At 41.4% G+C, this 9,110-nt stretch carries 8 protein-coding genes; 2 read left to right on the top strand and 6 right to left on the bottom strand.

Annotated features, from left to right (window positions below):
* Positions 1 to 231 precede the first annotated feature (231 nt).
* The 3 genes from EKM76_RS11770 to EKM76_RS11760 form a co-directional block, all read right to left on the bottom strand.
* A complete protein-coding gene (locus tag EKM76_RS11770) occupies positions 232 to 3,186 on the bottom strand; it encodes a YhgE/Pip domain-containing protein (protein ID WP_164507652.1) in 2,955 nt (984 codons plus the stop codon).
* Positions 3,187 to 3,384: 198 nt separating this feature from the next.
* A complete protein-coding gene (locus tag EKM76_RS11765; RefSeq protein WP_125550820.1) occupies positions 3,385 to 3,792 on the bottom strand; it encodes an ArsC/Spx/MgsR family protein in 408 nt (135 codons plus the stop codon).
* Positions 3,793 to 3,911: 119 nt separating this feature from the next.
* Positions 3,912 to 4,094: a PspC domain-containing protein gene (locus EKM76_RS11760; protein WP_125550819.1), complete on the bottom strand. Its 183-nt coding sequence runs from the start codon at positions 4,092 to 4,094 to the stop codon at positions 3,912 to 3,914.
* Between the two features lie 404 nt (positions 4,095 to 4,498).
* Here EKM76_RS11760 and EKM76_RS11755 point away from each other — a divergent pair, with 404 nt between their 5' ends.
* On the top strand, positions 4,499 to 4,975 hold the full coding sequence (locus EKM76_RS11755; RefSeq protein WP_125550818.1) for a universal stress protein: 477 nt from the start codon (positions 4,499 to 4,501) through the stop codon (positions 4,973 to 4,975).
* 68 nt (positions 4,976 to 5,043) lie between these two features.
* Here EKM76_RS11755 and EKM76_RS11750 read toward each other — a convergent pair whose 3' ends face one another.
* From EKM76_RS11750 to EKM76_RS11740, 3 genes are all read right to left on the bottom strand, one after another.
* Positions 5,044 to 5,238 carry a hypothetical protein gene (locus tag EKM76_RS11750; RefSeq protein ID WP_125550817.1) on the bottom strand — a complete coding sequence of 65 codons (195 nt, stop codon included), beginning with the start codon at positions 5,236 to 5,238 and terminating at the stop codon, positions 5,044 to 5,046.
* A gap of 87 nt (positions 5,239 to 5,325) precedes the next feature.
* The gene (locus tag EKM76_RS11745; RefSeq protein WP_125550816.1) at positions 5,326 to 6,207 is read right to left on the bottom strand and encodes an alpha/beta hydrolase; all 882 of its coding nucleotides are present in this window, start codon (positions 6,205 to 6,207) and stop codon (positions 5,326 to 5,328) included.
* A gap of 35 nt (positions 6,208 to 6,242) precedes the next feature.
* Complete coding sequence (locus tag EKM76_RS11740; protein ID WP_125550815.1) at positions 6,243 to 7,238, bottom strand: acyltransferase family protein; 996 nt, start codon at positions 7,236 to 7,238, stop codon at positions 6,243 to 6,245.
* A gap of 523 nt (positions 7,239 to 7,761) precedes the next feature.
* On the opposite strand from EKM76_RS11740, the gene EKM76_RS11735 reads away from it, so the two are divergent.
* The gene (locus EKM76_RS11735) at positions 7,762 to 8,718 is read left to right on the top strand and encodes a ketopantoate reductase family protein (RefSeq protein ID WP_125550814.1); all 957 of its coding nucleotides are present in this window, start codon (positions 7,762 to 7,764) and stop codon (positions 8,716 to 8,718) included.
* Positions 8,719 to 9,110 lie beyond the last annotated feature (392 nt).

The raw sequence follows: 9,110 nt of genomic DNA, 5'->3' as shown, positions 1-9,110 counted from the left end.
GACTGTGGTATTCTGTTCTTGCATCAAGACAATAACCTCTTTCATTGTTTGTGTAGGAACATCAATGATAACAGAGATTTGTCTTGGTGTTTTTTATTTTATCAATTAGCTAAAAGTATTTGGCTAACTTGATTATAAAACGCGCGATAGAATTAATTCCAAATATGAGACTATCATTTATTTTAACCGACAAAAAAAGCTTAGCCGATTTAACTCAGCTAAGCTTAAAAATTATTGTTCTAATTTTTGTAATTTTTGATTTTCATCTAATTGTGAAACACCATTTAAATGAATCCGTTGCAGGATCTGCATGATCCACCAAAGGAGCAATAAGCTAACCACTAAGATACCTGCTAAGGTAGCAAACGCGCTCCAAGTTTGACCATTACCTAAGCCAGAAGTAATGGCTTGCCGGAATCCGAGGATCGAATAGGTCATCGGTAAATAAGGATGGATCGCATTGTAGAACGAGTTGGTGACCTCCATTGGGAAAGTCCCGCCAGAGCCGCCAAGTTGCAACATCAACAAGACCATCGCCACAAAACGACCTGGATTATCAAAGGCCATCGATAGCAGCATCACTAGGAACATCGATGCCAGTGCAAACGTGATCGCCATTAGGTAGAACTGACCCACGTGATCGACACTTAGACCAAAGAGCAGCATCAAGCTGGCTTCGATCACCGCCATCATAATTGCCACCGCACCACCGACAGAAACTTTACTGAAGAACCAAGCCGTTGCCGACTGACCCTTAGTTGAGATCCGCCGAATTGGATAAGCAAAGTTAAAGACAATTGCCCCAACGTACAAGGCTAATGATAAGACGTATGGCGCCAACGCATGGCCATAATTTGGTACATAACTATAATCTTTATGGGTCAATTTAGTTGGACTAGCAAACATATCGGCTGTCTTCGCAGTTGTTTGGATACCGTTAACTTGCTTACCCCCTGCAGTCAAAGCAGTGGCTAAGGTATTAGAACCATCGTTTAGTTTGTTGCCACCAGCCATTAATTCAGCCGATTTACTGTTTAATTGACTAGTGCCATCAGCTAATTGATCAACACCAGCAGTTAAAGTTGGTATCTGTGCATTCAATGTCAAAATGCCATTACCAAGTGTATCCGTACCAGCCGTATATTGACTAACGCCGCTAGCAACCTGCGATGAGCCTGATGCCAATTGGCTAACACCATTAGAAAGAGTGGGAATAGAACTATTTAACGTTAATAATCCACTATTTAATTGAATCGCGCCGCTATTCAAAGTACTAGAATTAGCAGCTAATTGATTAGATCCCGCTGCTGCTGTGTTCACTCCGCCTACGTATTGCTGTAATCCACCAGATAATTGATTGATTTGTGTAAGCATTGTTGAATTTCCGATAGTTGCTGCAATTTTTGCTTCACTTGAAGTATTAACACCAGAACCATTTACTTTTGAATTTAATTCATTGGCATAGCCAGTAACCGTGTTGGAAGCTGCTGACAACTGCTGAATACCATCAGTTAGCTCGCCCAGTTTAGTAACTAAACCATTTAGCTGTGCTTGTGTATCAGAGTTTGTCATACTACTACTCGTTTTTAATAAACTTTTTGCCGAAGTAATCATTGCCGGTAAGTCATTCATGATCTGCTGAGTGGTTGTTATTGTTTCAGCGTTTGGCATAGCCTTCATTAACTTATTAATTTGACTTAAGTCTAGGCCATCTAGTGCTGTGTTTAACTGAGTTCCAACATCAGTAGTTACTTTGACATTAGCCTCAGCAGATTTTGCATTAGCACTATTAGTATCAATCGCTGTTTCTAATATTGTTTTATCGGCATCGCTAAGTTTACTTTGATCAATGCCTTTCAACTGTTGAGCCGTTGTTGTACTACTTTCAGCAATTTGACCGTCTGTAGTTGCGCTATTAGTTAAGCTTGTTTTCAATTGACTTTGTAAGCCCGCCAAACCATCAATCTGGTCCTGAACATTAGTAATTGTTTGTTGTGAAGCTGACAATTCTGTGAGCGTACTCGATAATCCTTGTAATACTGGTAAGCTGTCTTCTAAAGTTGACATTTGGTCAGCGACAGCTTGTGACTGTTCATTAACTGACTGCATTTGTGAAACTTGATTAGAAACTTGAGATAAATCAGTTTGCTGTAGCTCAGTCTGAATTTTACTTAAATTTTGACTTATCGTACTATTATATGCATAGATACCAGCAGCAGCCAGTGGCAATTCTTTCGTTCCAGCTACTAATTGCTGAACCCCACCCGTAACCTGCGTTGAACTATCTGCTAAAGTATTTAGACCGGTATTAAGTGAACCAACACCTGTTATATACTGGCCAAGACCGTTAACTAGACTGCCTGAACCGACAGTTAATTGATCGACACCACTAGCCAGTGGGCCGACTTTACTATTAAGTGTTTGTGTACCATTAGCTACCTGCTGTGCCCCACTGTTTAACGCTGCGGAGTTAGCCTGCAATTGCATGGCCCCTGTAGCTAATTGCTGAACGCCACTAGCCAATGGTTTCACGCTGACTTTCAGCGTTTGGACGCCATCGTTGACTTGCGAAACAGCAACGGTATATTGACCTAAACCGTCATTTAACGTGACTAACCCATTATCTAGTTGGGTCGCACCTTTTGCGGCAGTGGTCATCCCTTTACCAACGACATGCAATTGATCAAACATTGCGCTGGCGTAAGCATTAGTCACCGCGGCACGAATTTCTTTGTCCAAAGAAGTAGCGCCGATCTCACTGATGACTTCACCGATATAGTTCAGTGAACCATTAGTTTTGTAGCTTAGCTGCATTTTCTTCGGGTTCTTGTTTAAAGCGGTCGTCGCATTAGCAGAGAAATTCTTCGGCAATGTGATCACCGTATAATATTTCTTATCTTTCAATCCTTGCTTTGCTTGCTTGGCAGAAACGAAGCGCCAGCCCAATTGTTTATTATTTTTCAGCTTTTGCACCGTTTGCTTACCGACATTCAATGTTTCACCATTATATTTAACCGGCTGATCTTGATTGACCACCGCCACTGGCAACGCCTGTGTCTCGCCATATGGGTCCCAGACGGACTTTAAGAAGAACACACTGTACAGCAGCGGTATCAGCGTCATAACGATCACTGACAGCAAAATTAAACGATTATGGCCGATGAAGCGCCATTCATTTTTTAACATTTTCATTACTTAAATACCTTCCCCACCTAAAATTCACTAAAAATCGAACTTCTACTTTTAATATCCACAAATTACTCTAGAGAATATTTTACAAATAATCAAGCGTTTTGTACCCGGACACTTTTGCAAAAGTGTCCGGGTACATTTGTAAAGCGTTTTCATTTTAATGAACTGCCCCAACCCTTTTACCCCACTACTTTAGATCAAGTCAGCTTTATAAAGTTGCCCAAATAATGACAGCAGTTCTCGTTTGCGCTGTGTCTGTGGGATAAAGACACCGACTTTTTCCAAGTTGAAACCGGTGATCAAACTATGCTCATCAAAAACAATTGGATTCTTTAAAATCTGCGGGTGTGCTTGAACCGTGTCGATCATTTGATTAAAAGTTAAGTCGCTATCCAGATCCAATGCTTTAGCAGCCTTGGAACGTTGCGCCAATAAATCATCAGTCCCATTATCGGACATCAAAAATAATTGTGTGATTTCTGCCTTACTTAATGGCTTTTGTAAAATATTACGGATCTGGACACCTAAATGTTGGCGTTTGAACCAACGCACCATTTTATTCTTAGCTGGATCACTGGTATGAAAATACATATTGATCATTAGTCTAGCCTCGCTCTCATTATCTTAAATAGTAGTAGAATTTTTAATGTAACACCTTGACCACGATCAAGTTATACAAAAAACCGCGCAACGTCTGCGCGGTGGTAAGTGATTAACGGTTAATTAGGCATGATCATTGCGGCAATAGCATAAAGAATCACCATTGGAAAGCCAATGGTCACCACGGCTAAAAAGGCAAAAATCACACGTAGTAACGTGGCGTCAATGCCATAGCGTTCCGCAAAACCACCAAGAACCCCGGCCACCATTCGATTAGTTGCTGATTTGTGTAATTTATTCATTATTAAAACTCCTTCAATTTAAACCATGTTTGCGTCGGCTCAATCAGTGCTACATTATTCTTATCTGATTCGATAACTCTATTATAAAGCGTTATTGCCGCGATGGTCTCATGCTTCCGACTGAATTTTGCCTTGCGCTACGGGCTGAAATTTATGCGAAAAAAGATTTACCTGTAACGTATTTAATGGTAAATTTGAAATGAGGCCTGCTTAACCTCATTTCTTAAGATGATGTGCCTGCTACGCTGTAGTGGGCATTTTTTATATCATTTGGAGCGTAGAATTAAGCAAAAAAACACCGCCGCTAAGCTAGTTTATTTTTTCATCACGTTTTTGCTGAAAAGTTAGGCCTAATTGGGCTATAATAGTCATGTTAACTACATTACGAAAGCGGGGGAAGTATTATGTTACAAGAATATCGCAACATATTAGTGCCCATGGATGGTTCTGACGAAGCTGAGCTGGCGTTGGAAAAAGCAATCGCGGTTGCTAAACGGAATCAAGCGCACATTGATCTTTTAAATATTCTCGATACCAAACAGTATAGCTATAATTATTCTGGTTTAATTGATGGCGACGTCATCTATAAAATGTCTGAAGACGCACAAAAGTATTTGGAAGATGTCGTAAAAAAAGTTAAGGAAGCCGATGGTTTCGAAGATATCGCGATCCATGTTCGTTTTGGCAGCCCCAAAACAGTGATTGCTCAAGATTTTCCAGCGGAACACCATAACGATTTGATCATGATCGGCGCTACTGGCTTAAACGCAATGGAACGTGTCTTGGTCGGTTCAGTAACTGAATACGTTAACCGCCACGCTTTACCCGACGTATTAGTTGTTAAAACCAAGCTTGATAATCATACATCATTAGAGAAATAACAAAAAAAGCAAGTTAGTCCACAATTTGTGTGGGTCAACTTGCTTTTTATATTCCAGAAATTAATTCATTAATTACGTCGAATACTCGACTCGATTACGCCGAAAACGTAAGAGATGATCGCCACTAAAACGCTGACTAGCAGCAAAGTTGCAACCGCGCTTAGCAAAGTTAATGCCCAAGGCAATCGTAATGTTGCCAAAATCCCAAGCACTAACGCTAAACAGACGACGGTCGCAAGGACGATCTTCCATTTGGTCTCCATCAATAAAGCCACCTTTACTTTTTTACCGGGCAGTTCCAAAAACAAAGGTAAGCTTAGCATATTCAAGAGTTTCATGCAAAATCACTCTCATCTGCCCCACAGAAATGAAATCAATGCGCCATCGACTACTGGATTATTTTGATGTAATCGACTATGTTCCGCATTGGGACCGTTCACTTTTTGCGTCTGGTAGCTGGCCGCACGCTTAACCACTAAATAACGCAGTGACTTGGCCGAAACCAGCGTCACCACTTTATCTGAGGCTGTCCCATCCTGCAGATCACCATAGATATTCAGTACTTTGGTTTGGCGGGGAAAATGTTGCTGTAGCCGTTCAAGACGCACATACTCAGGATGCACGATCAGCGGCGAACCGTCAGCTAACAACTTATTTTGGTGTGGCCGATCCGTCCAAGTTGTCCCGTCAGCAGGATGAATCGCTACCGGGTGGCCAACAATGCCATCAAACGGGCCAGCGATCGCAATTAATTTGTTTAGTCGCGGAAAATCCTTTCGTTGCCCAGCTTGCATGCCATAAGCAACCACAGCGTAGGCGCCCATTGAATGACCGACCAGATTAACTTGTTTGATCTGATAGCGTTGTTTTAAATCGCGCATTAGCTTAACTAGCCAGCGGGTATATTGAACCTCGCCAGCCCGATTATTGCTAAAAATCACCTGGATCATTGGGTTGCGCTGATTTTTTCGCCAGTAACCACTATAAATCAGTTTGCCTTGAGGATTCACGGTCACCGTCAGCACTTTTTTGGCGGCACCAGCTTCTTCAGCGGCAGCAATCATTTGATCAGTCGAGTGCGCCGTTCCTCGCCAACCGTGAACAAACACAGTCGGTGTCGGCGAGCTTAAATAGCGCGCATTTTGCTGCTGGCGTTGATACCAAGTCAACAGTAAGGCAGCCAGACAGAATGTACCAAATAAACCGATCACCCAAAGCCGCCACTTTTTCATTGCGTTCCCACCTGTTCATAGTTCTTAGGAATTATTTACTGCAGTCCAGGCATCAGCCAAAGTTGCTGCCTGCTCGTTTTAAGCTGTTCAAACAGTATCATCACCATCAAGGGTATCATAATCCCCACTATGACTAAAAGCAACCACTGCCCATTAGTTACCGGTTCAAAAATCGCAAAAACTAATTTATGCAAATACATAATGATCATCGTATGTTTGCCAATAAAAGTCAGACCAGCAACTAACGGCGTATATTGTAGCCAATAAGCAAGCATAAAAACAGCGCTGCACAAAATTAGCGGTAACGCTAGCGCTAATATTTGGCTAGTGATCTCGTGAGATTTGAGATATAAGTGTAAGTTGATCACGCCTAGTTGTTGCGCCATAATACCCGCACTACTCAACGCCACGATCACGCCTAGCCACCAATTAGAATTTAAATGTTGACGCTGATAACGAAAAAGCTCCCGACCGGCGTACATATAAAAAAGTGCGCACAAGGCAACGTCGGCATCCCCGGGTAACGAAAACCCGAATAAAGCGACCGAGCTCGAATAGGCCGTCCCGACAAAAAAAGCGGCGGTTACAATTAACCAGCGTAACCAATTTTGCGGCACAAAAGAAATAATCAGAGTCAACAACGTGATCGCCAGTAAATAAACCGTCATATACCAAAATGCACTGAGGATGCCATTTAGATGCGTCCCGCCATACAATAGATCACTTAGACCCTGAAGTAATCCCTGCCAGCGTTGAGGTGTTATCCAAGCACTAACAATAGTCAAAAATAACCCAAAGCAAAAATATTCACGTAACAGTGGCCATAATTTTTGCTGCACAAAAGGCTTGAATTGGCCAAACTGTAACGGCCGCAAAAAAAAGCCACCGATCATAAAGAATAACGGCATATGCCACCAATATAAAACTTTATAAAACGTATCGTGTTCAGGATATGCGTGACCGATCACTACCGCGATGATGCCCAGCGCCTTGGCAATATCGATCCATACAATGCGTCGTTTTCCAGCCATCGAATAACTCCTTCCTTATTGTTTTCATTACTTAATATTGTAAACCCTAAATTTGAATGAACCATGAAAAAAATACCATTATTTTCAGCTGATTACGCCAATATGCTTGTCACGCCGATAAAGGTTCGGCTTATTTTATAAATTAGTAATTGACATTCTTAAAAATTAAATATAAACTAATCAACATTAAAACTAAATGAAATACAAATGTGAATTCAATCGAGGAGTACGCGTTAGGTAATGCCGCAGAAAGTATCGTTGCTGAGAAGATACCCTACCTAACACTAAAAGTCATTGAACATGCAATCTTTACGAGGATCGCTGGTTAACTACCAATATCAAGTCTAAACGTTTGCTTATAAACGCTTATTGAGCAATGTCATGTCAGTGATATTGATAATTCAGGTGGTACCGCGTAAATCGCCCTGTAGAGTTAAAACTCTGCAGGGCTTTTTTTCATTTAAAATTAATGTTTTTAACATAATTAATTGCTAAGTAGAGAAGTAGAGAAAGGGAGATTATTATGCATTATGGAATTATCGGCGCTGGCGCCATGGGTTATCGCTTTGGTGTATTGTTACAAGAAAACGCTGGGGTCAAAGTTGATTTCATCGATACTTGGCAACCAAATGTAGAGAAGGTCCGCGAACAAGGCGGTGTTTATGCCGCACGTAACCATGAGGATCGCCACCTAGTACCAATCGATATTTTTTATCCTGAAGAATATAAAGCACAGCCAGACGCATGGATCATTTTCGTTAAGCAAATGCAATTAGCTGACGTTTTAAAACGTTGTGCGCCATTATTCAATGACCAACAGATCGTCTTTTCTGCCATGAACGGTATGGGCCATATTGATAAAATTCGCGAATATTTCGCTGATGACAAAGTTATCGGCGGTACAGCGATGATCGCCACAGTCTTAAATGGCCCTGGAGATGTTGATTTCATTGGCGAAGCCGGTAGTGGTGAAATGCATATGGCAAACTATACTGAAGCGATCAATCCGCAAATCAAAGCCGTTGCTGCTGACTTTAAGGCAGCTAATTTAAACCCGATCGTCACTGATAACTTCATGGGCACTTTAATGGCGAAAGTCGTCTTTAACGCTGTGGTCAACACACTATGTACCCTATTTGAATTAACGATGGGTCAATTCATTGAATATCCCGGTGTCAAAGACATGGCCACTCAATTGATGAATGAATCCTATGATGCCTGCGAACGCGCTGGTATCCAAATGATTTCCACTCGACAAGAAGAAATTGATTCCGTCGATTATGTTAGCCGCGTCGGCAATCCATTACACTACCCATCCATGTATCAAGATTTCTCTAAAGGCCGCCCAACTGAAGTTGACTATATCAATGGCTACATTGCTAAATTAGGTCGTGATCATGATTACGTCTGCCGCACCCATGAATTCATTACTCATGAAGTTCATTTAGCCGAAATGATGCGCAAATATAAAAAAGCTTAATTTTTCACTCAGGGGCGCAAAAAATGGCTCCCTCTAAAGTTTAGCTAGGCAGAGTCAGTTGGCTTTCATTCCGGCACCAGCAGGCAATGGCTGAACATTCAACTATTGATTGTTTAAGCATTAAAGTTAGTGGTAATTAGAACGTAAAATACCGGTAAAACAGTTGAAAGGCTGTTTTACCGGTATTTATATGCGCATATAACCGACTTTAAAACGATGGCTCACTAATCAATCCTAATTGAGCGCCGAGTTTACAATTGAAGTGCAACACCCAATGAACTAGACCAACTATAGACAAAAAGGCCATGAAGACCTATTCTTATAATCGCCAAGAAAATAAGAGAGTAGGTGCCTTCATGACCCAATCCCAGAGTACCATGTCTAGCCATTAT

Source organism: Loigolactobacillus zhaoyuanensis (genome assembly GCF_003946385.1).
GTDB classification, from domain to species: domain Bacteria; phylum Bacillota; class Bacilli; order Lactobacillales; family Lactobacillaceae; genus Loigolactobacillus; species Loigolactobacillus zhaoyuanensis.
The sequence above is the reverse complement of the archived record's forward strand: the minus strand, read 5'-3'. Positions and strand labels throughout refer to the sequence as shown.